General features: G+C 70.8%; 20 protein-coding genes. 9 read left to right on the top strand and 11 right to left on the bottom strand.

Translation table 11 applies throughout. The features are described 5' to 3' along the window. The first annotated feature begins 57 nt into the window (after nucleotides 1–57). From ABZ078_RS25040 to ABZ078_RS25025, 4 genes are all read left to right on the top strand, one after another. Entirely contained in the window at nucleotides 58–750 is a 693-nt protein-coding gene (locus ABZ078_RS25040; RefSeq protein WP_356578597.1) for a hypothetical protein, read from the top strand. After that, on the top strand, nucleotides 747–1,517 hold the full coding sequence (locus ABZ078_RS25035) for a glycerophosphodiester phosphodiesterase (RefSeq protein ID WP_356578595.1): 771 nt from the start codon (nucleotides 747–749) through the stop codon (nucleotides 1,515–1,517). The genes ABZ078_RS25040 and ABZ078_RS25035 overlap by 4 nt, the downstream gene beginning before the upstream one ends. 58 nt (nucleotides 1,518–1,575) lie before the next feature. Continuing rightward, nucleotides 1,576–2,961, top strand: a complete 1,386-nt coding sequence (locus ABZ078_RS25030) for an MFS transporter (protein ID WP_356578593.1) — start codon at nucleotides 1,576–1,578, stop codon at nucleotides 2,959–2,961. A 278-nt stretch (nucleotides 2,962–3,239) separates the two neighbouring features. Further along, nucleotides 3,240–3,614, top strand: a complete 375-nt coding sequence (locus tag ABZ078_RS25025; RefSeq protein WP_003977404.1) for an RNA polymerase-binding protein RbpA — start codon at nucleotides 3,240–3,242, stop codon at nucleotides 3,612–3,614. Nucleotides 3,615–3,730: 116 nt separating this feature from the next. Here ABZ078_RS25025 and fxsA read toward each other — a convergent pair whose 3' ends face one another. The 4 genes from fxsA to ABZ078_RS25005 all read right to left on the bottom strand — a co-directional run bounded on the left by fxsA (nucleotide 3,731) and on the right by ABZ078_RS25005 (nucleotide 7,905). Then, the gene (gene fxsA / locus ABZ078_RS25020) at nucleotides 3,731–4,285 is read right to left on the bottom strand and encodes an FxsA family membrane protein (RefSeq protein ID WP_356578591.1); all 555 of its coding nucleotides are present in this window, start codon (nucleotides 4,283–4,285) and stop codon (nucleotides 3,731–3,733) included. 123 nt (nucleotides 4,286–4,408) lie between these two features. Further along, nucleotides 4,409–5,227, bottom strand: coding sequence for a polyprenol monophosphomannose synthase (locus ABZ078_RS25015; protein WP_356578589.1), 819 nt, complete (start codon nucleotides 5,225–5,227; stop codon nucleotides 4,409–4,411). A 557-nt stretch (nucleotides 5,228–5,784) separates the two neighbouring features. Beyond that, the gene (locus ABZ078_RS25010; RefSeq protein ID WP_356578587.1) at nucleotides 5,785–7,389 is read right to left on the bottom strand and encodes an amidohydrolase; all 1,605 of its coding nucleotides are present in this window, start codon (nucleotides 7,387–7,389) and stop codon (nucleotides 5,785–5,787) included. Between the two features lie 75 nt (nucleotides 7,390–7,464). Then, on the bottom strand, nucleotides 7,465–7,905 hold the full coding sequence (locus ABZ078_RS25005) for an Lrp/AsnC family transcriptional regulator (protein ID WP_004002750.1): 441 nt from the start codon (nucleotides 7,903–7,905) through the stop codon (nucleotides 7,465–7,467). A 269-nt stretch (nucleotides 7,906–8,174) separates the two neighbouring features. On the opposite strand from ABZ078_RS25005, the gene ABZ078_RS25000 reads away from it, so the two are divergent. Continuing rightward, nucleotides 8,175–8,609: a hypothetical protein gene (locus tag ABZ078_RS25000; protein WP_356578585.1), complete on the top strand. Its 435-nt coding sequence runs from the start codon at nucleotides 8,175–8,177 to the stop codon at nucleotides 8,607–8,609. 456 nt (nucleotides 8,610–9,065) lie between these two features. Here ABZ078_RS25000 and ABZ078_RS24995 read toward each other — a convergent pair whose 3' ends face one another. Next, complete coding sequence (locus tag ABZ078_RS24995) at nucleotides 9,066–9,368, bottom strand: hypothetical protein (RefSeq protein ID WP_356578584.1); 303 nt, start codon at nucleotides 9,366–9,368, stop codon at nucleotides 9,066–9,068. A gap of 140 nt (nucleotides 9,369–9,508) precedes the next feature. Between ABZ078_RS24995 and ABZ078_RS24990 the strand changes: the two genes are divergently transcribed. After that, nucleotides 9,509–9,757, top strand: coding sequence for a hypothetical protein (locus ABZ078_RS24990; protein WP_356578582.1), 249 nt, complete (start codon nucleotides 9,509–9,511; stop codon nucleotides 9,755–9,757). Here the strand turns inward: ABZ078_RS24990 and ABZ078_RS24985 are convergent. Beyond that, on the bottom strand, nucleotides 9,720–10,892 hold the full coding sequence (locus ABZ078_RS24985; RefSeq protein ID WP_356578581.1) for an acyl-CoA dehydrogenase family protein: 1,173 nt from the start codon (nucleotides 10,890–10,892) through the stop codon (nucleotides 9,720–9,722). The two genes, ABZ078_RS24990 and ABZ078_RS24985, sit on opposite strands and share 38 nt — an antisense overlap. 335 nt (nucleotides 10,893–11,227) lie before the next feature. Here ABZ078_RS24985 and ABZ078_RS24980 point away from each other — a divergent pair, with 335 nt between their 5' ends. Beyond that, entirely contained in the window at nucleotides 11,228–12,466 is a 1,239-nt protein-coding gene (locus tag ABZ078_RS24980) for a glycoside hydrolase family 18 protein (RefSeq protein WP_356578579.1), read from the top strand. A gap of 66 nt (nucleotides 12,467–12,532) precedes the next feature. On the opposite strand, the gene ABZ078_RS24975 is transcribed toward ABZ078_RS24980, so the two are convergent. The 5 genes from ABZ078_RS24975 to ABZ078_RS24955 all read right to left on the bottom strand — a co-directional run bounded on the left by ABZ078_RS24975 (nucleotide 12,533) and on the right by ABZ078_RS24955 (nucleotide 17,793). Further along, entirely contained in the window at nucleotides 12,533–13,192 is a 660-nt protein-coding gene (locus tag ABZ078_RS24975; protein ID WP_356578578.1) for a TetR/AcrR family transcriptional regulator, read from the bottom strand. Between the two features lie 146 nt (nucleotides 13,193–13,338). Continuing rightward, nucleotides 13,339–13,479, bottom strand: a complete 141-nt coding sequence (locus tag ABZ078_RS24970) for an SCO1431 family membrane protein (RefSeq protein WP_356578576.1) — start codon at nucleotides 13,477–13,479, stop codon at nucleotides 13,339–13,341. Between the two features lie 102 nt (nucleotides 13,480–13,581). Next, entirely contained in the window at nucleotides 13,582–14,943 is a 1,362-nt protein-coding gene (locus tag ABZ078_RS24965) for a peptidase C39 family protein (RefSeq protein ID WP_356578574.1), read from the bottom strand. Between the two features lie 317 nt (nucleotides 14,944–15,260). Next, complete coding sequence (locus ABZ078_RS24960) at nucleotides 15,261–16,802, bottom strand: amino acid permease (RefSeq protein ID WP_356578572.1); 1,542 nt, start codon at nucleotides 16,800–16,802, stop codon at nucleotides 15,261–15,263. Between the two features lie 37 nt (nucleotides 16,803–16,839). Next, nucleotides 16,840–17,793, bottom strand: a complete 954-nt coding sequence (locus ABZ078_RS24955) for a hypothetical protein (RefSeq protein WP_356578570.1) — start codon at nucleotides 17,791–17,793, stop codon at nucleotides 16,840–16,842. Nucleotides 17,794–18,045: 252 nt separating this feature from the next. On the opposite strand from ABZ078_RS24955, the gene ABZ078_RS24950 reads away from it, so the two are divergent. Together ABZ078_RS24950 and ABZ078_RS24945 are read left to right on the top strand one after the other, a co-directional pair. After that, on the top strand, nucleotides 18,046–18,666 hold the full coding sequence (locus tag ABZ078_RS24950; protein WP_356578656.1) for a hypothetical protein: 621 nt from the start codon (nucleotides 18,046–18,048) through the stop codon (nucleotides 18,664–18,666). A 430-nt stretch (nucleotides 18,667–19,096) separates the two neighbouring features. After that, entirely contained in the window at nucleotides 19,097–20,962 is a 1,866-nt protein-coding gene (locus ABZ078_RS24945) for an AAA family ATPase (protein WP_356578568.1), read from the top strand. Nucleotides 20,963–20,967: the final 5 nt, after the last annotated feature.

Genomic DNA, 20,967 nt, shown 5'->3' with positions numbered 1-20,967 from the left:
AGTCCACCTTCCGCGAATTGGCCATGGAGGACGCTCCCTCCCAAGCCACAGGGTGTCATGCGTCAGGCCACTACCACCACAGGGGGGCACGTCTTGTCGTCCACGCAGGGGCATCTCATACGGCGGCTGTCACAGCTCTACGTCGGGCTCGCGCTGTACGGCGCGAGCTCGGCGCTGCTCGTGGAGGCGGGCCTGGGCCTGGAACCCTGGGGAGTGCTGCACCAAGGTCTCGCCGCACGCACCGGACTGACGATCGGCGTCGTGTCGATCGTCGTCGGCGCGGCCGTGCTGCTCCTGTGGATCCCGCTGCGCCAGCGCCCGGGCCTCGGCACGGTCTCCAACGTCTTCGTGGTCGGCATCGCCATGGACGGCACGCTCGCCCTGGTTCCCGAGGCCCACACCCTGGCCGTGCGGATCCCCCTCCTCCTGGCCGGCATCGTGCTCAACGGCGTGGCCACCGGCCTCTACATCGCCGCCCGCTTCGGACCCGGCCCCCGGGACGGCCTGATGACCGGCCTGCACCGGCGCACCGGCCGCTCGATCCGCCTGATGCGCACGGCCGTCGAGATCGCGGTCGTCGTGACCGGCTTCGCCCTGGGCGGCACCGTCGGCGCCGGCACCGTCCTCTACGCGCTGTCCATCGGCCCGCTCGCCCAGTTCTTCCTGCGCGTGTTCGCCCTCCCCTCGGCATCCGACGGCAGCACGGTCGTTGCCACCGGGCAACCCCGGCGGGCGATACTGCGTCCGTGAGCACCACGCGGATACGCCACCCCTACCTCGACCACCCCGGCCCGATCCCCTTCGCCCACCGGGGTGGGGCCGCGGACGGCCTGGAGAACACCGTGCTGCAGTTCCGACGCGCGGCGGAACTGGGCTACCGGTACATCGAGACCGACGTCCACACCACGCGCGACGGCAAGCTCGTCGCCTTCCACGACGCGACGCTGGACCGGATGACGGACGGGGCGGGCCGGATCGCGGACCTGCCCTGGGGCGATGTACGGCACGCGCGCGTGGCGGGCAAGGAGCCGGTGCCCCTCTTCGAGGAGCTCCTGGAGACCTTTCCCGAGGTGCGCTGGAACGTCGACCTCAAGGCGGAGCCGGCGCTCCACCCCTTCCTGGAGCTGATCGAGCGCACGGGCGCCTGGGACCGCGTCTGCGTCGGCTCCTTCTCCGAGGCACGTGTCGTGCGCGCCCAGCGCCTGGCCGGTCCGCGCCTGGCGACGTCGTACGGCACCCGGGGCGTGCTCAATCTGCGGCTGCGCTCCTGGGGAGTGCCCGCCGCGCTGCGCCGCTCGGCGGTCGCCGCCCAGGTTCCCGAGGCGCAGTCCGGGATCCAGGTGGTGGACCACCGCTTCGTACGGGCCGCCCACGCGCGCGGCCTCCAGGTGCACGTGTGGACGATCAATGATCCCGAGTCGATGCACCGGCTCCTGGACCTGGGAGTCGATGGCATCATGACCGATCACATCGACACACTGCGCAAGGTCATGGAGGACCGGGGCGTCTGGGCCTGACCCGTCGCGGTCCTCCGTGACCTCGCGCGGGATCTTCACGGGGAAGTGAGGGCACGGGGTGGGCACCGATACCGTGCGGACGGACGCGGACGACGAGGCCGCCGGGCGGCGGCGCGAGCAGCGCGGCTGGTACTTCTACGACTGGGCGTGCTCCGTCTACTCGACGAGCGTGCTGACGGTGTTCCTCGGTCCCTATCTGACGTCGGTCGCCGAGGAGGCGGCGGACGCCGAGGGGTTCGTCCACCCCCTGGGCATTCCGGTGCGCGCGGGGTCCTTCTTCCCGTACTCGGTGTCCCTGTCGGTCATCGTGGCCGTGCTGGTGATGCCCCTGGTCGGCGCGGCCGCCGACCGCACCGGCCGCAAGAAGCCCCTGCTCGCGACAGCCGCCTACGTGGGGGCCACGGCGACCACGGCCATGTTCTTCCTGGGCGGCGACCGCTATCTGCTCGGCGGTGTCCTGCTGGTGGTCGCGAACGCGGCGCAGTCGGTCGCGATGATGCTCTACAACTCCTACCTCCCGCAGATCGCCCCGCCCGAGGAGCGTGACGCGGTCTCCTCCCGGGGCTGGGCCTTCGGTTACGCGTCGGGCTCCCTGATGCTGATCGTGAACCTGGTCCTGTACCTGGCGCACGACTCCTTCTCAGTCTCGGAGAGCACGGCCGTCCGCATCTGTCTGGCATCGGCCGGGGTGTGGTGGGGCGCCTTCGCCCTCATCCCGCTGCGCCGGCTGCGCGACCGCCGGCCCGCGAAAACCTCCACCGAGGCAGGCGGCACGGGCGGCGAGGCGACCGGGAACCCGATCGCTCCCGGTTTCCGGCAGCTCGCGGCGACGATCCGTGACATGCGCCGCCACCCGCTGACCCTCGCCTTCCTCCTCGCCTACCTCGTCTACAACGACGGCATCCAGACCGTGATCTCCCAGGCGTCGATCTACGGATCGAAGGAACTGGGCCTCGGGCAGTCCACGCTCATCGTGGCCGTGCTGCTGGTCCAGGTGCTGGCGGTGGCGGGGGCCCTCACGATGGGGCGGCTGGCCAGGACCTACGGCGCGAAGCGGACGATCCTCGGCTCACTGGTCGCCTGGACGCTGACGCTGGCCGCCGGGTACTTCCTCCCGGCCGGGGCGCCGGTGTGGTTCTTCGTCCTGGCGGCCGGCATCGGGCTGGTCCTCGGCGGCAGCCAGGCCCTGTCCCGGTCCCTGTTCTCCCATCTCGTCCCGCCCGGGAAGGAGGCCGAATACTTCTCGGCGTACGAGATGAGCGACCGGGGCATGAGCTGGCTCGGGCCGCTGCTGTTCGGGCTCACCTACCAGCTGACCGGAAGTTATCGAGACGCGATCATCTCCCTCGTGGCCTTCTTCGTCATCGGATTCGCCCTGCTCGCGAGGGTTCCGGTGCGGCGGGCGATCAGCGACGCGGGCAATCCGGTCCCGACAAGGATTTAGCGTTCGGAGTGAAAGGGCGGTAGTGTACGCGTTTGGCCTGCCAGGCGTACCGTTACTGCGCGTCAAAGATGCCGAAACGCTGGGTCACATCTGCTAGCAGATGTGACAAACCGGGCGCCGGTGGGTACGACATTGGTCAGCAAGGCTGCGGCTACGACGGCGACGCACGACCCGGAACGTGACTCGGAACGGGAATCTTTACCGCCGACCGGACGTTGACCGGATGACGACGACAGCGACACCTGTCCTGTGGGCGACAAGCCCGGGAGGCACGATTCATGAGTGAGCGAGCTCTTCGCGGCACGCGCCTCGTGGTGACCAGCTACGAGACGGACCGCGGCATCGACCTGGCCCCGCGCCAGGCCGTGGAGTACGCATGCGAGAAGGGGCACCGATTCGAGATGCCCTTCTCGGTCGAGGCGGAGATCCCGCCGGAGTGGGAGTGCAAGGTCTGCGGGGCCCAGGCACTCCTCGTGGATGGCGACGGCCCTGAGGAGAAGAAGGCCAAGCCCGCGCGTACGCATTGGGACATGCTGATGGAGCGGCGTACCCGTGAGGAACTCGAAGAGGTCCTCGAAGAGCGCCTTGCCGTTCTTCGGTCCGGGGCGATGAACATCGCGGTTCATCCCCGGGACAGCCGCAAGTCCGCATAGCGGGCAGCCGGGAACAAATGCACGCCAGATACCGCAGGTGCTGTACGTCACACTGACGTACAGCACCTGCGGTTTCGTGCGTTGCCGACCGGACCGGCGAGGCCGGCCGGGAGGGATCAGCTGCTGAGCGGGGGCCTCGGCTCCCGCGGGGCATCCCCCGGCTCGTCCTTGATGACCTCGCCCTGGACGACCTTGCCGTCGGGGCGGTGAATGCGGACCTGCTGGAAGGCGTCGCCGAGCGAACCCGGGGTCGCCGCGCGCAGCTTCCGCTCGAACGTGCGCTCCGCATGACGGCTCACGGCCTTCTGGACCGGTGGGATCAGCAGGAGCAGACCCACCGCGTCCGAGATCAGCCCCGGCAGCATCAGGAGCAGGCCGCCGAGCATCATCAGGCCGTTGCCCCCGCCGCTCGTCGGGGTACCGCCGCGTTGCAGCGCCTCGTTCAGGGCCTCGAACGCGCGCCGGCCGGCCCGCTTGATCACCACCGAGCCGAACACGAGGCCGCCGACCAGCAGCAGGAACACGGCGAGCCCGCCCGCCACGTCCGCGACCACGGTCAGCAGCCAGATCTCCAGCACCAGCCACGCGGCGATGCCCAGCGGCAGGAAGGTACGCAGCCGGGAGCGCCGGGGCCGGGCGGGGTAGAGGGGGGTCGGTGCGCCAGTCGTCATGCGTCCAGTGTGCCTGGGCCCGGCTCAGAGCGGGATAAGGGGACGACCGACGCGGCCCGCGGGGTCGTACTCCCACGCCGTTGACGGCCGCAGGCGGCCGACGGCTGAGGCGGCCGGCCGTGCCTACGGCTGTGCCGGCCTGGACGGCGACGACGGCTTGGGGTGGCTCAGCAGCTTGCCCACCCGCTCCCGCGCGCCCCACGACGTGACCCGCCACAGCGCCTCGACCAGGATGTCGCGGCTCATCTTCGAGTCGCCGAGCTCCCGCTCGACGAAGGTGATCGGCACCTCGACCACATGGAAGCCGGCCTTGACCGCGCGGCGGGCGAGGTCGACCTGGAAGCAGTAGCCCTGGGAGGCGACGTCGTCGAGGCCGAGGCCCTCGAGCGTCTCGCGGCGGAAGGCGCGGTAGCCGCCGGTGATGTCGCGCAGGGGCAGGTCGAGGGCGAGACGGGAGTAGAGGCTGCCGCCGCGGGAGATGAACTCGCGTGACTTGGGCCAGTTCACGACCCGGCCGCCGGGGACCCAGCGGGAGCCGAGGACCAGGTCGGCGCCCTTGAGGGCGGTCAGCAGGCGCGGCAGTTCCTCGGGCTGGTGGGAGCCGTCGGCGTCCATCTCGATCAGGACGCCGTAGCCCTTCTCGATGCCCCAGCGGAAGCCCGCGAGATAGGCGGCGCCGAGGCCCTCCTTGCCCTTGCGGTGCAGAACCTGGACGTGGTCGTCCTCGGCGGCGAGTTCGTCGGCGAGCTTGCCGGTGCCGTCGGGGCTGTTGTCGTCGGCCACGAGCACGTGCGCCTCGGGGACCGCCTTGCGGACCCGGCCGACGATGCTCTTGATGTTCTCCGCCTCGTTGTAGGTCGGGATGATCACCAAAGCCGTGCCGAGCGGCCCGAACTGTCTCCCCCGGTCCTGTGCCGCGAGGGCCCCGTCGCCGTCGTTCACTGCTGCCCCTTCATGTCCGTACGCAGATGTCCACCATAGTGGGCGCGGCCTGCGCTGACGCGACTGCACGTTCGTATGGTGGTGTCGATTCCACAAGAGCGGGGTAAGGGGCGGTCCGCCGGGCCGGTGCGCCGGTTTCGCGCCTGCGGCGGATGGGGGCCCGGCGCCCTTCGGGCCGACCTGGGACCCGCTGGCTGCGGGTCGACCTGAAGCCGTTGTCTACTGAGCGCCCGGGCCCCACCCGGGTCACACCTCCCCGACCGGCCGGAACGTTCCGTCGTCGCCGCGCGAGCGCTGAGCCTGGCTCCCAGTGGCGGTGCCCCGGTGCGGCACACCGTCCCTGACCCAGCGGCGTTGCGACGGGTTCCCGGAAGTTCCGCAGGTGCCCGGTCGGGCGTCCGGTGGTGGACTCGGCCGAACCTACCGGCCCCGGACCTCCGCCTGTCAACAGCCGCCTGACCTGCTGGTTTTCCTTCAATTCCCTGGTCAGCGCAGAGGATGCGCAGGTCGCGCGACAGGGCGGCGCGAAGGGATCGGGTTCACGCCACCCCGGGAGATCACTCGCCCGGCCGTACGAAGACCGTTCGTCCGCCCACCACCGTGCGCAGGCAGACCGGGAGTTCGCGGCCCGGGGTCAGATCGGGCAGGCCGGGGGTGCCGGAGCGGGGGTCGGTGGACCAGCGCGCGACCCGGTCGTCTGGGGCCTGGACCACCAGTTCGTCGGTGCGCCACACCGCGTAGTCGGCGGGCGCGCCCGGCACCAGGACGCCCGCGTCGTCGCGCCCGATCGCCCGCCAGCCGCCCCGCGTGTGCGCCGTGAACGCGGCGCGCGCGGAGACGCGGTGCTCCGGCGTGTGGTGGAAGGCCGCCGCGCGGACCGTGCCCCAGGGGTCGAGCGGCGTGACCGGGCTGTCGGACCCGAAGGCGAGCGGGACGCCGGCCCGCAGCAGGGCCGCGAAGGGGTTCAGGGTGCGGGCGCGTTCCGCGCCCAGGCGCTGGGCGTACATGCCGTCCTCGCCGCCCCACAGCGCGTCGAAGGCGGGCTGCACCGAGGCGGTCAGGCCCAGTTCGGCGAGGGCCTCGATGGTGTCGGGCGTGAGCATCTCGGCGTGCTCGACTCGGTGGCGGGCGGCGCGGACGCGGGCGAGGCCGAGCTTCTCGGCGGCGGCGCGTACGCCGTCCACGACGGAGGTCACCGCGGCGTCGCCGATCGCGTGGAAGCCGGCCTGGACACCGGCCTCGGTGCAGGCGATCACGTGCGCTGCCACGGCGGCCGTGTCCAGGTAGGCGGTACCGGTGTGCCCGGCGTCGGCGTACGGCTGGTGCAGGCAGGCGGTGTGCGAGCCGAGGGCGCCGTCGACGAACAGATCGCCGGCCGCGCCGATCGCGCCCAGCTCACGCGCCTTGCGCACGTCCTGCTCGGCCCAGTAGCCGACGACCCGCGGGCCGGGTTCCTCCGCGGCCAGCCGCAGCAGGCCGGTGAAGTCGTCCTCGGAGGAGATGTCCGGCCCGGCACACTCGTGGACGGTGCCGATGCCGCGGGAGGCGGCGTGGGCGAGGGCGGCGCGCTGGGCCTCGCCGCGCTGGGCAGGGGTGATCGCGGCCAACGCGGTGGCACGTACGGCGTGATGGGCGTCGGCGACGAGCGGGGCGTCGGTCGCGCCGAGGTCGCCGGGCGTCAGGTCCAGCAGGGCCGTGGTGACGACCGCCGAGTGGACGTCGATGCGGGAGAGGTAGAGCGGACGGCCGCCGGCCGCCTCGTCGAGTTCGACGCGCGTCGGGGGGCGCCCGCCGGGCCAGCGGGAGGCGTCCCAGCCGTGGCCGAGCAGGACGCGGTCGTGCGGGCGGGCGGCGGCGAAGTCCCGTACGAGCGCGAGGGCCGACTCCAGGGAGGACACGCCGGACAGGTCGAGGCCGGTCAGGGCGAGGCCGGTGGCGGTGGTGTGCACATGCGCGTCGGTGAACGCCGGGGTGACGAGGGCGCCGTCCAGGTCGACCACCTCGTCCACCCCGTCCGCGAAGGCGTCCGCGGCCCCTTCCGACCCGACCCAGGCGACCTGGCCCCGCTCCACGACCATCGCGGTGGCGAAGGGGTCGGCGGGGCTGTGGACCTCTCCTCGGCGGAGCAGGACGGTCTTGGCCGGGGCGGTGCGTTCATTCATGACCGACAGTTTCGCGCGCCGCACTCCTGGGGTCGCACCTGGGGCGGGTCGAAGACGTACCCGGCGCCGTCGGCCTCAGATGCGCGGCGGCCGGGCCTCGTACGGCGTCGACAACACCACCGTCGTCCGCGTGGACACCCCCGCCAGCGACCGAAGCCGAGCCAGCAGTTCCTCCAGCTCGTGCGGTGTGGCCACTCGTACCTTGAGGATGTAGTTCTCGTCGCCCGCGACGCTGTGGCAGGCCTCGATCTCGGGCACACCGGCAAGCCGGTCCGCGATGTCGTCGGGGGCGCTGGGGTCGAACGGTTTCACCGAGATGAACGCGGTCATCGGCAGCCCCACGGCCTCGGGGTCCACGACCGCGGCGTAGCCCCGGATGACGCCACGCTGCTCCAGTCGGCGCACCCGCTGGTGTACGGCCGACGTGGACAGGCCCGTGGCCTTGCCCAGGTCGGTGTAGCTCATCCGCCCGTCCTTGACGAGCAGCTGCACGATCTGTCGATCCAGCTCCTCCATGGCGCAAGAACCTACAGTGCCGCTGATCTCCAGGGATACCTGAGCAGCCCAGGTCATGGCCGGTTTGTGATGTGGCCGGCCGATGGCTGTGAGCCCGCTGAGGGACAAACCGGCCCCCTTGGGCACCTGCGGGCGGCATGTGACGAACGCCACAGGCTTCGAACAGGCTCCGTGATGTTCTCGTGATTACCCCAGAGAGCGGACGGGAAGTGCTTGCTGTGGTCGAGGCCGCAGTGCCTTCACGGCCCAGCCCGAGGGGGAGAAAACCAATGCAGAGTCTTAAGCGCCCTGGTCGTACCGCACCCAAGCGCCTCCAGGCGGTCGCCGAGCCCGAGCCGGAGGGCGTCGAACCCGACGCCTACGACGACGAGCTCGACGCCTATGACACCTTCGAGATGTACCGGGTGATCTGCCCGGACTGCGCGCAGCCGATCGCCCTGCTGGCGGACGAGGAGGTCCTGCCGGAGCACGCGCTGTGCGCTTCGCCGTGGAACCCGTTCGGCCTCACGGTCTGCGCCGGTACGGGCCGCCGGGCCTCCGAGGCCCGCTCCGCGGACGAGTCCCCGGAGCCCCAGGAGCAGGACACCGCCCTCCTGTTGACGCTCCCTCAGGGGCTCGACTGGCGGACCCAGCCCTTCTCGCACGTCGGCGGCCCGGGCTCGCGCCCCATCAGGGTCCCGGTCATGCGACGCCACGCCGCCTGAGCGCACGCCGCCCCGTTCGCGCGTCGCTCAATCCCGGTAACTGCCCTGCACCATGGCTCGCAGGTTGCCGTGGTGCAGGATCAGTGCGTCCGGGTCAGCAGACAGACGGTCCGGCCGAACTCGACCTCGCGCGGGGTCGAGTTCGCCGGGCGGCCGACACGCGTCCTCGATGAGCGGTGAGCGGGCGAGCCCGTCAACCACCCGTTCGTAGTACGCCCGTTGGGCCGCGACATACGCTCGCAGAGCGTCCCTCTCACCGGGAGGGGTGAGGAACGAGACCTCCTGCGACGGGAGTCGGTCGTGCAGTCGGGCGCCTCGCGGGTGTACGGCATGACGCCCGCTGGCACGCGCCCTTCGACGCGCTCCATGACGGAGGGCGCCGCGGGGTCCGCCGCAAGCTGCAAAGCGCGGGCGCGCACCGGCTGTTCGGGGTGCTCGATGGCGAACAGCAGCGTCTCAACGCACATTCCGTTCGTCTCGGGAACCGTGACACCGACCGGCCTGGCGCCGGGCAGCCGGGTGTTGCCGAGCCGGGCGGTGAGGCGGCGGTCGGTTGATCCCCTCCGGGTCGCGGCTGCTGGCGCTGATGCTGATGCGCGGCTCGCCGCCCGCGCGCCACGCGGCGGTCCAGGTGATGTCGTACGACAACTCCTCGTGGCCGTAGGTCAGGCGCAGCCGGTCCACCGGGGCCGACGTCGAGCAGGGCACGTCCCGCACCGGGTACTCGTCGAGCGGTACGGGGCGGTCGTCGGCGGCCACGGCAAACCGCCCTGGGGGCAATCACGTTGACGGAACGTCAGAGTCCGCCGCGGGACCAGAGACGGAGCCGCGCTTTCCGCGAACTCACGCCCGATTCCGACTGACGGTGACTTGTCCCCCCACCTCCGCGTTGCCCTGGTATGCCCCCCACCTTCTCAGCGACCGGACCTCAGCGCCGCATCTTCGTTCCCCGGCCCGCGGGATCGCTTCCGCCTGCGTCTCCCCAGCAGTCGGATCCCCCCATCTACCGTGAGCTGATGCGCACCTGGGCCGACCGCGGCCGCACCCTGCCCGGGCGCCACGACCCGGAGTGGATCCGGCTCGCGGCGCCGCAGGTCAAGCGGGGTGAGTTCAGCGTCCCTCGGGACCTGCTAGGTGACGGGCGATGACCATCCGCTGAATCTGGTTCGTGCCCTCGACGATCTGCAGCACCTTGGCCTCGCGCATGTACCGCTCGACCGGGAAGTCCGCGGTGTAGCCGTACCCGCCGAGGACCTGCACGGCGTCGGTGGTGACCCTCATCGCGGTGTCGGTGCAGTGCAGCTTGGCCATGGCCGCCTGCTTGGCGAACGGCCGCCCCGCGTCGCGCAGCCGCGCCGCCGCCAGGTACAGCGCCCGGCCCGCCTCGATCTGGGTCGCCATGTCGGCGAGCATGAAGCGCAGGCCCTGGAAGTCGGCGATCGGCTTGCCGAACTGCCGCCGCTCGGTCGCGTACGCCACCGCCTCGTCCAGCGCCGCCTGCGCCACGCCGATCGCGCAGGCCGCGATGCCGAGCCGCCCCGAGTCGAGCGCGGACAGGGCGATCGCGAAGCCCTGGCCCTCCTCGCCGATGCGCCGCTCGTCGGAGACCCGGACGCCGTCGAAGTGGACCTGGGCCGTGGGCGAGCCCTTCATCCCCATCTTCTTCTCCGGCGCCGCCGCGCTCAGCCTCGCCGCGTCACCGGGCACCAGGAACGCGGTGATCCCCCGTGGCCCTTCCTCGCCGGTGCGCGCCATGACCGTGTAGAAGTCGGCGATGCCGCCGTGCGTGATCCAGGCTTTGGTGCCGGTGATCACCCAGCCGTCGCCGTCGCGCACCGCCTTGGTCCGCAGGGAGGCCGCGTCGGACCCGGACGACGGCTCGGAGAGGCAGTACGCGCCGAGCAGCCCGCCGCCGAGCATCGCGGGCAGGTACTCGACCTGCTGTTTCTTGGCGCCGTAGGAGGCGAGGGCATAGGAGGCCAGGGTGTGCACGCTGACGCCGAGGCCGACGGTGAGGCGGACCGCGGCGAGCTCCTCGAGGACCTGGAGGTAGACCTCGTACGGCTGGTCACCGCCGCCGTACTCGGAGTCGTACGGCAGGCCGAGCAGCCCTGAGTCGGAGAGCAGGGTGAAGACCTCGCGGGGGAAGCGCCCGGCGTCCTCCTCCTCGGCCGCCTTCGGGGCGATCTCGCGCTGCGCGATGTCGCGGACGAGCGAGATCAGATCCCGGGCCTCGTCCGTGGGCAGTTGACGATCCACCGGCTGCGGGGCGCGGTCGGGCATGGCGACGGTCCTCCCTGTCGGGCACGTCGGCGGTCTGCCGCCTTGGGTGGGGCGGCTCCGCCGGGTCTCACTGGTGCCGGGCCGATGCTCGCGTTCCCGGGTCTCGGAAGCTGCTGACCAGCGGCTGCGCTGTGAGTATGCCCGATCGGAGGCACCCAGTCACCAGTTAACGACCGCTTACTTCAAGAAGTATCGAGCGACACACGCGGCGATCAAAATTGGTCCGAACCATTGACCTACTGGTCTAGTCCTCCTACCTTGACGGTGCGATTCACATCATCGCGTCCATGCCAAATCGGCGTACGTTCCCCTCTCCCCCACGGAGGAGACCCCCGATGCATCTTTCGCACCGCCCTCGCACCAGGTTCCGGGCGCTCATGTCCGCCGTCTGCGCCGCCGTCCTCGGCGCCGGACTGCTCGCCGGCGCGGGCGCCGCCACCGCCGAACCCGCCACCTCGCCCGAGCTCGCCGCCGGCTCCAAGGTCGTCGGCTACTTCACCGAATGGGGCACCTACGACCGCAAGTACTACGTCAAGAACATCGAGACGTCGGGCTCGGCCGCGAAGCTCACCCACATCAACTACGCCTTCGGCAACGTCACCGGCGGCAAGTGCGCGATGGGCGACTCCTACGCGGCGACCGAGCGGACCTACACCGCGGCCGAGTCCGTGGACGGCGTCGCCGACACCTGGGACCAGCCGTTGCGCGGCACCTTCAACCAGCTGCGGGAGCTGAAGAAGAAGCACCCGGGCCTGAAGGTGCTGTGGTCCTTCGGCGGCTGGACCTGGTCGAGCGGCTTCGGCGAGGCCGCGCGGAACCCGGCGGCCTTCGCCCAGTCCTGCTACGACCTGGTCGAGAACTCCAAGTGGGCCGACGTCTTCGACGGCATCGACATCGACTGGGAGTACCCGAACGCCTGCGGCGCCACCTGTGACACCAGCGGCCGGGAGGCATTCAAGAACCTGATGGCGGCGGTGCGCGCCAAGTTCGGCTCCGGCAACCTGGTCACCGCGGCGATCACGGCCGACGCGACGAGCGGCGGCAAGATCGACGCGGCGAACTACGCGGGCGCGGCCCAGTACGTCGACTGGTACAACCCGATGACGTACGACTTCTTCGGCGCCTGGGACGCGACCGGCCCGACGGCCCCGCACTCGGCGCTGAACTCCTACTCCGGCATCCCGAAGGCGGGCTTCCACACCTCGGCGACCATCGCCAAGCTCAGGGGCCTCGGCATCCCGTCCGCCAAGCTGCTGCTCGGCATCGGCTTCTACGGCCGCGGCTGGACCGGCGTCACCCAGTCGGCACCCGGCGGCACGGCGACCGGGGCGGCCAAGGGGACCTGGGAGAACGGCATCGAGGACTACAAGGTCCTCAAGAGCCGGTGCCCGGCGACCGGCACGGTGGGGGGCACCGCGTATGCCAAGTGCGGCGGCGAATGGTGGAGCTACGACACCCCCGCGACCATCGCGACGAAGATGACGTACAAGAACCAGCAGGGGCTGGGCGGGACCTTCTTCTGGGAGCTGAGCGGGGACACGGCGGGCGGTGAGCTGATCAAGGCGATCAAGTAGCCGGACCGACGGGGGACTTGGGGCGGAGGACCACGAGACCTCCGCCCCTGGTGCGGACCGGACGGGTCAGCCGCCCCGCCGGGCGGGCTCGGGCGCCTTGTAGGAGGGGTCGAGCTCCTCGATGGCCCGCATGGCGCCGCCCAGCGTCCTCACCAGCAGCTCCCGCATGGTGTCCCGGGGCAGTTCCGGGCGGTCGATCCAGTCGAGGGTGGCACCCTCGACGCTGCACACCCAGGCCAGCAGGCCCATCCGGGCGAGCGGGGCGATGTCCGTGCGGCCGTACGTCCCCTCGGCGATGGTCGCCACGATCGCCTCGCGCACGCCGTCCCGGATGGCGTGCACCTCGGTGTCGAAGCCGACGCCGCCGCTGACGATGGTGCGGTAGGCGGCCTGGTTGTGCTCGGCGTAACGCAGGTAGCTGTCGATGGTGCGGTGGACGCGGTCCACCGGCTGCAGTTCGAGGCCGCTCGCCGCATAGGTGACCAGGTCGGCGACGGAGTCCTGGATGATCGCCAGGTAGTAGCCGCGCTTGGACTGGAAGTAGTAGTAGATGAGCCCCTTGGCCACATGCGCCTGGCGGGCGATGTCGTCCATGGAGAGCGCGTCGTACGACGTGTCGGCGAACAGCTTCCGCCCGATGGTGATGAGTTCGGCACGGCGCGCCACCGACCGCTCGGTGCCGCGGGCCCGGGGCCGGGCCGCGTCACTCTGTTGACTAATATTCAATTTCGACCCTGGATCTCATCGGGCGGCGGGACATCGGCAGTATGGCAGACCTGCACCATCTGCTCGTTCGAGTCTGATCGACTTTGATGAAAGCACCCCGACCGGGGTCGGTATATGTCCGGCCATGAGGGCCTGTGTGTGTCAGGTCACAGGAGGCCGAGCTGGGTGACGAGCATCGCGACGACCACGACGAGGGTCCAGCCCATGACGTGCTCAACGATCCCGGAGCCGTCTTCCTCGGGGCCACCGGTGCGGATGCGGGCTGCTGTGGCGGAGTGTGCGGTCATGTGCCCCACCTTGCCACCGAGGGCGGCCTTTGCGGCAGAGATGTTGCTCACAGCACAAAGGCCCCGGTTTCCCGGGACCTTCCGTGCGTTCGGGCCGACGGCTCAGCGCACGCCCACCTCGGCGAGCGCCCGGCGCTGGCGGGGCGTCGGACACGCCGGGAAGTAGAGGTAACAGACGCCGCCGGTGCCGGAGACGACCTTGCCACTGGCGTTGTACCGCTTGGTCCTGAGCCAGATGTTCTCCCACTCGCGCCGCTTGTAGACGCGCCGCACCGCCTCGTTGCTCGGCGAGTTCGGGTCGTTGGCGATCACGTCGCCGTCGGCGGTGAAGCCGATGACGGTCATCAGATGCCCGGCGGTGCCGTACCCCGCCCCGGTCAGCTCCTCCTTGAGGAAGGACTGGGACGTTATGGCCGGGATGCCGGCCGCGATCAGCCTCTCCAGGTCGGTGAGCGAACCGAGCCGGGTGACCACACCCCGGAGATCCTCGAAGGTGGCCGCGTAGGCGGCGTTGAACGGCCAGTTGCCGCAGCCCTCGTACTGGTAGTCGTAGGTGAACCGGGCCGCGTGACAGACCTGCGGGTCGGCGTACGCCGGGTCGACCCAGGCGAGCTGCTGCGGGGTGAGCCGGCCGCCCCAGTACTCGATGACCATCTGCGAGGAGGTGGGGCTGCACCACGCCTCACCGCCGTTGTCGTACTCCGGGTACTGGCCGATGTGGATCTCCTGCGAGTAGCGCGGGACGACCAACTCGTGGGCGAGGCCGGGGGCGGAGGCGGGGACGGTGAAGCGGTCGGGGACGTCGGAGCCCATGACGCCGGCCCGCCAGACCTTGGGGGTGAGCCGGGTGCCGGGCTTGCGGTAGAGGGTGAGCCGCAGTCGGTAGGAGGTGAGGCGCAGGCCGGTGGCCGGGTCGTCGATGGCGAAGGTGTCCGTCCAGATGCTGCTCTTGCCGTCGCTCTGGTCGTCGACCGAGGTACGCCTGATGTCCTGGTCGCCGGCGGCCCAGCGGCCCATCACGTACCAGGGGCTGCTGGTCCCGTCGGAGTACGTGCCCGTCAGCTCGATCTGGAGCCAGGTGCCGTCGGGGGTGTGCGCGTTCCAGGAGGCGATCGCCTCGGTCGCGGGGACGCGGAGCCGGTGGACGGGGGACGTCCAGGTCGCGTACTCCCAGCGTGCGGTCCGGCCGGTGTGCGGGTCCGTGTAGTCGGTGGTGCCGGCGGGCGAGGCGATCACAAGACCGGGGCGGGCGCCCGGGACGGCCCGCGTGCCGTCGGTGGTGCCCCAGCGCCAGTCGGTGTACGTGGTCCAGGCGCGGTTGTCGACGGTGTGGTCCGGGGCCTGGGCGGGGTCCACGGCCTCGGCGCCGGTGTCGGCGGCGGCCGGGCCCGCGCCGCCGGCGACAGCGGCGGCGACCGCGGCCGCCAGGACGGTTCTGCGGGACGGCTGTTCGGCTCTGCTCATGGGCGGAAGACCCCCAGGTGTCCGAGTCGGGCGGGTCCAGTGCACGGCTGTCCGCCAACTATGGCCGCAGGCGGCACCGTCTGCCAGCACTTCGACCCCGGGCGCGCCCACGAATATTGGTATCGACCACTGGCATCCGACGTGGCATGACCCGGGCAGCCGCCGCGCTGTCCCAAGCGCCGTTCGAGCGGGGTGAGAGGAGCGAGCGGGGTCTCGGCGTACGGCACCGCGAGGGCGGACGGCGCCATGAAGCCGTAGGGCGCCACGAAGCCGTACGGCACCTCGCGACGACGTACGCCGAGACCGGTGACAGGTCGTCAGACGACGTCCATGGCCGCGACCTCGTCGGGCCGGCCGTAGCTGACCGGGCCCTGGAAGCGGCGGCGGGCGGTGGCGAACCACCACGCCGTGGCCACGGCCAGGACGACGGCCAGCGCGATCGGCGCGTAGTTGAAGGAGTCGGCGGTGATCGGTGCGGCATGCGGCAGCATGAACAGGACGCTGCTGAGCAGGATCCACGTCACCGCGACGACCCCGACGGGCCGGCCCCAGCGGCCCAGGTGCCAGGGCCCTGGCTGGAACTCGTCACCCAGGCGCAGCCGGAGCAGGATCGGGACGGCGTAGGCGAGGAAGAGTCCGACGACGTTGACGCTGACGATGGCCGTGAACGCCGTGTGCGACCACCATCCGGGCAGCACGAGCGCGAGCGAGCAGGCGACCGCCAGCCACACCGCCTTGACGGGCGTGCGCGTGCGCGGCGAGACCGAGTGCCACCAGCGGGAGCCGGGCATCGCGCCGTCCCGGGAGAAGGCGAAGATCTGCCGGGTGTTGCTGGTGAGATTGGCGAGGCCGCAGAAGATCATGGCGCCGATCACGATCAGCAGCAGCGCCTTCGCGGTGCCGAGTCCCAGCCCGTCGATCAGGATCTGCACGGGTGGTGCGTCGGCGCTCGCCACTCGGTCGTAGTCACGAATGCTGTAGACCAGTGCGAGCATCAGGACCAGCCCCGCGATCGCCGACCAACCGATCGCGCGTGTGATCCCTCTCGGCGCGTTGACCGTCGCCCGAACCGTTTCCTCGGACATGTGGAAGCTGCCGTCGAAGCCGGTGAAGGTCCAGCTCGTGACCAGCAGGCCGAGCATCCCGCCGTAAAGGCCGCTCGTGAAACCGGTGTTGTTCACGAAATGCGTGACAAAGGAAGCCGACTGATGGTGATCGGGCACGACGATCAGGGTGCTCACGATGATCACGAGGCCGATCAGCAGCCACCACACGGAGATCCTGTTGAGTATCGCGACCAGGTGCACGGTGTAGGTGTTGGCGAGCCCCTGGAGGACGATGATCAGGGCCGTGAGCAGCACGGTCCGGTGGGGGCTCGGCTCGTACGAGGGCCACTGCAGCGCCATGAACGCCTGGAGGAAGGTGGCGGCGGCGTACCCGGTGGCGGCCGTACCGCCGACCTGTCCCACGAAGTTCAGCCAGCCCGTGTACCAGGACCAGGCGCCCTTGTGCCGTTTGGCGAGCTTTCCGGCGGAGAAATACAGCGCGCCGCTCGTCGGATAGGCCGAGGCGACTTCCGCCATCGCTGCTCCCACGAAGAGCACCATGACGGAGACGCCGATCCAGCCGAACACGAGAATGCTCGGGCCGCCCGCGTTCAGACCGAACCCGAAGCCCGAGAAGATTCCCGAGATGATGTTGATGATGGTGAATGAGATGGCGAAATTGTCGAACGCCTGAAAGCGCCGAGTGAGTTTTCTCGGATAACCCATGGCGTGCAGGGTCGCGTCGTCGTCGAGCACGATCGGAACCGCTTCCCCGCGCGGTCCGGCACGCGGGGCCGATATCCGTTCTGACACGGTCGGACCTTTCTCTCGGTGGGGGGTTCGGGGTGCGTCAGACGGTCGGCACGGGCAGGCCGCAGGCGCGGCGCGCCCGGGACAGTTGTTCGGCCGGGTCGCCGAAGACGCACCAGGGCATGCGGGAGGCGTACGGCCCCATCGCCGCGAAGGCGGCGCATGCCTCCTCCTCGCGCCGGGCCATGACCAGGGCGTGTGCCAGATAGGCCAGGTCGAGAACCGGCGTGAAGCGGTATTCGGCCACCGTGGGCAGCCAGTTCCGGTGGATCGCCAGGGCGGTCGAGGTCCACTGCGGCTGTTCCCAGACACGGTCGGCGAGCAGTTGGGTCGGGTCGTAGCACTCCACCAGGGCGACCAGGGGCAGCAGGCGCAGCGGCGAGTCGGCGGGCGCGCGCTGACCGAGGAAGGCGGCGACGTCCCAGGCGGCGGTCACGGAACCGCCGTGCCGGGGGAAGAAGCAGGCCAGGAAGCGGTGGTGGGCCTCGCGGTGCCAGGGGTCGAGGGAGAGGACGTGCGCGAACAGACGCCAGGGTCCGGACGGTGCCGTGAGCAGTCCGCGCGGTGCCTGGTCGCGCAGCCGGTGCAGCCGGGCCATCGCCAGCTTGGCCACCCAGGGCGTCGGATCGGCGGGGTCCGCCGTGGCGGCCCGCTCGCAGGCGGCCAGCGCTATCCGCTCCAGCGCCTCGGTCCGCGGGTCACGCGCGTCGGCCGCGCGTAGCGCCCGCAGCACGGCCACCCGCGCCCACAGCAGCGCCGCCTCGGGTCCGGGCTCCTCGGCCAGCCAGCGCTCGACGAGGTCGGAGTCGGCGGCCTCCGAGGCGAGTACCAGGGAGCGGTGGGCGCGCAGACCGTGGTCGCCGCGCGTTTCGGCCAGGGCGTCCCGGGCGCTCAGAAAACGGCCGGCCCGCACATCGACACATACGCTCGCGAGCACACGGTCGTCGGCCGCCGGATGCCACACATACTGCCCTTCGAATAACCCCGCGGCCATCTACCCCAGTCCATCCCCCGTACGGCACCTCACAGTTGCGCACCAGGCACCTTACTCAGCGCGGGCCTCAACCGGAACGTAGATTTCACCGTGGCGGCCGGAGTTTTTCGGCGGCATTGCGGACGTCCACCGGCTAGTTCAAAGCGGCACCTTTTCCCTCCCCGCCCCCGACCCATCCCGTCACCCGCTTTCACCCGCTACTAGAATGTTCCAACGAAATATGCCGACCTCCACTTCACTCCGGGAAAAACGATTCACGACCTCGCCACCCGGCTCCGCCGTCTCCCCCCGTCCTGCGGCCCGGTCCGCCTGATCGGCGTCGACGGGCACGCCGGCTCCGGAAAGTCCACGTTCGCCGGGCAGTTGGCCCGGGCGCTGGGCGACGCGCCGGTGCTGCACCTCGACGACATCGCCAGCCATGACGAGCTGTTCGAGTGGACCGGCCGCCTGCTGGCCGAGGTGATCGGACCGCTCGCGCGGGGCGAGACCGCCCACTACGCCCCTTACGACTGGCGGACCCGCCGATTCGGACCGCCCGTCGCCGTGCCGCCCGCCCCGGCGGTCGTCGTGGAGGGGGTCGGCGCCGGCCGCCGCGCGCTGCGGCCGCATCTCGCTCGACTGCTGTGGATGGACCTGCCGCACGAGGAGTCCTGGTCCCGGGGTCGCGCACGGGACGGGGAGGAGCAGCGGGAGTTCTGGGCGGGGTGGGTCAGGGCGGAGCGCGAGCACTTCGCCGCCGATCCTTCCCGGCCGTTCGCCGATCTTCTGATTCGACAGAGCGGCAAGGGGTATGAGGTGCTCACCGGGCCTGCCGGGACGGTTGGACCGGACCAGCCCCTCACGCAGGGTGACGACCCATCGGCAATGTGCTGAACTTGTGAAGGGCCTTGCGGAACAAGTTCCCGGAGTGCTTCAACTCGGCTTGACCCAAGGGCCGTACAGGACTTACGTTCTCAATGTGCGGCCAATCGAGGTCGCTCCAAGACGCGAAGCCCCCGGTTGTTCCCCCGTGATCGGGGGCTTCGTTCTGCCCTCATCCGGTTTCACCGGGCGCCGACAGGCGCGATTCGCTCACCCTCGGTCACCGAGCGCGATGGGCCCGATCTGCTCCCACCTCGTCAAACGGCCCGTGCGGCACCCTGGGGCGGGCCATGCCCTCGCGGGTACGATGCCCTCGGTGCGACCTACGGACGGCTGCTCTGCGCACCGTTGCAACTCCGGTCCGCGGTACGGCGGTTCGAACAAGGCGGTCGGCACACGAGCGGTCGGCCAAGCGACGGGGGCACGGTTTGTGGGGGACGTGATGGACTTCGGCACGCAGGGCCCCGAGGCCCCGGCCGACCTCGCCTGGCTGCGAGGTGTGGATGCCTACACGATGGGGGCCTATCCGCAGGCGGAGGAGGAGTTCCGCACCGCGGTGCGGATCGATCCCGGGATGGCCGACGGGTGGCTCGGCCTGCACGCGCTGCGCGTCGACACCACGACCGCGCTGCTGCGGATGTTCCGGCACCGGGAGCGCTTCGGGGAACAGCGCGCCCGGCACCGGCGGACGCTCAACTCCTGGTACTGGCTGGGCTGGTGGGTGCAGCCGGTCCTGGAGACCCCCCGGGATCTGCTGCTGGCCCACGCCTCGCACTGGCTGGACGGACGGCACGTCCCGGAGCTGGACCGCGCGCTGGCCGGGCTCCCGCCCGTGGACACCGACCACCAGGTCCGCTTCCTGCACGCCTGCCGGGCCTATCTGGTCAAGGACTGGGACCAACTCGTACGCCACACCGACCCGCTGCTCGACGACCCGATGCTCGGTATCGAGGCGGGCCTGTTCGGCGGCATGGCACGGGTACGGCTGGAGATGTACGGGCAGGCCGAGCCGCTGCTGTCGGCCGCGCTGATGCGCTGTCGCAGCGAGCAGCCGCAGCGCAAGGAGCTGCGGTACTGGCTGGCCCGGGCGCACGAGGGGACGGGCCGGTCCGCGGCCGCCTTACCGCTCTACCGTGCCGTCCACCGCGTCGACCCCGCCTTCATGGACACCTCGGCCCGGCTCGCGGCGATCGCCGAGGGCGACGGGTACGACGACACCGCCGACCTCGCGGCGATCACGCTGACCGGAGTCGGGCAGGACACGGCGGACGGCCCCGACGGGCTCGATCCGATCTTCGGCACCGAGGGACGGGACCTGAGGCTCTCCGACACCGACCTGCCGCCGGCCGGTCCGCTCCCGTCGGTGACCGATCCGGCGGTGCGCGAGAAGACGGCCGTACCCTCGCAGCCACTGCCCGCCGGGCCCACCGACCCCGCGTTGTTGGAGGAGGCGCTCTCGGAGCTGGAGCGCATGGTGGGGCTGGAGCCCGTCAAGCGCCAGGTCAAGGCGCTGTCCGCCCAGTTGAACATGGCCCGTCTGCGCACCGGGCAGGGCCTGCCGGTGCAGCCGCCCAAGCGGCACTTCGTCTTCTCCGGTCCCTCGGGCACCGGCAAGACCACGGTGGCGCGCATCCTGGGCCGCGTGTTCTACGCCCTGGGGCTCCTCGGCGGCGACCATCTCGTGGAGGCCCAGCGGGCCGACCTGGTCGGCGAGTATCTGGGCCAGACGGCCGTGAAGGCCAACGAACTCATCGACTCCGCGCTCGGCGGCGTCCTGTTCGTGGACGAGGCGTACTCGCTCTCCAACACCGGCTACGGCAAGGGCGACGCGTACGGCGACGAGGCCCTCCAGGTGCTGCTGAAGCGGGCGGAGGACAACCGGGACCACCTGGTGGTGATCCTCGCGGGATATCCGGAGGGCATGGACCGCCTGCTGGCCGCGAACCCCGGCCTGTCCTCGCGCTTCACGACTCGTGTCGACTTCCCCTCGTACCGTCCCCTCGAACTGACCTCGATCGGCGAGGTGCTCGCCGCGGAGAACGGCGACGTGTGGGACGAGGAGGCGTTGGACGAGCTGCGCTCGATCGCCGGGCATGTGGTCGATCAGGGGTGGATCGACGAGTTGGGCAACGGGCGGTTCCTGCGGACCCTGTACGAAAAGAGCTGCGCGTACCGGGATCTGCGACTGTCGACCTACCCGGGAGCCTTGACGAGGGACGACTTGTCGACACTTCGGCTGCCGGATCTGATGCAGGCGTACGGGGAGGTCCTGTCCGGGAGGGGCCCGCAGGATCCGTCGGCGATGTGACGGAC

This window comes from Streptomyces sp. NPDC006385 (assembly GCF_040612485.1).
Lineage (GTDB): Bacteria > Actinomycetota > Actinomycetes > Streptomycetales > Streptomycetaceae > Streptomyces.
The sequence above is the reverse complement of the archived record's forward strand: the minus strand, read 5'-3'. Positions and strand labels throughout refer to the sequence as shown.

Coding starts and splice junctions, on each gene's coding strand:
- ABZ078_RS25005 (WP_004002750.1), bottom strand. CDS start 7,905: ATGGAGGAGCTGGATCGACAGATCGTGCAGCTGCTCGTCAAGGACGGG.
- ABZ078_RS24970 (WP_356578576.1), bottom strand. CDS start 13,479: ATGACCGCACACTCCGCCACAGCAGCCCGCATCCGCACCGGTGGCCCC.
- ABZ078_RS25040 (WP_356578597.1), top strand. CDS start 58: ATGCGTCAGGCCACTACCACCACAGGGGGGCACGTCTTGTCGTCCACG.
- ABZ078_RS25000 (WP_356578585.1), top strand. CDS start 8,175: ATGCAGAGTCTTAAGCGCCCTGGTCGTACCGCACCCAAGCGCCTCCAG.
- ABZ078_RS24945 (WP_356578568.1), top strand. CDS start 19,097: ATGGACTTCGGCACGCAGGGCCCCGAGGCCCCGGCCGACCTCGCCTGG.
- ABZ078_RS24955 (WP_356578570.1), bottom strand. CDS start 17,793: ATGGCCGCGGGGTTATTCGAAGGGCAGTATGTGTGGCATCCGGCGGCC.
- ABZ078_RS24980 (WP_356578579.1), top strand. CDS start 11,228: ATGCATCTTTCGCACCGCCCTCGCACCAGGTTCCGGGCGCTCATGTCC.
- ABZ078_RS25010 (WP_356578587.1), bottom strand. CDS start 7,389: ATGAATGAACGCACCGCCCCGGCCAAGACCGTCCTGCTCCGCCGAGGA.
- ABZ078_RS24985 (WP_356578581.1), bottom strand. CDS start 10,892: ATGCCCGACCGCGCCCCGCAGCCGGTGGATCGTCAACTGCCCACGGAC.
- fxsA (WP_356578591.1), bottom strand. CDS start 4,285: ATGACGACTGGCGCACCGACCCCCCTCTACCCCGCCCGGCCCCGGCGC.
- ABZ078_RS24990 (WP_356578582.1), top strand. CDS start 9,509: ATGCCCCCCACCTTCTCAGCGACCGGACCTCAGCGCCGCATCTTCGTT.
- ABZ078_RS25025 (WP_003977404.1), top strand. CDS start 3,240: ATGAGTGAGCGAGCTCTTCGCGGCACGCGCCTCGTGGTGACCAGCTAC.
- ABZ078_RS24965 (WP_356578574.1), bottom strand. CDS start 14,943: ATGAGCAGAGCCGAACAGCCGTCCCGCAGAACCGTCCTGGCGGCCGCG.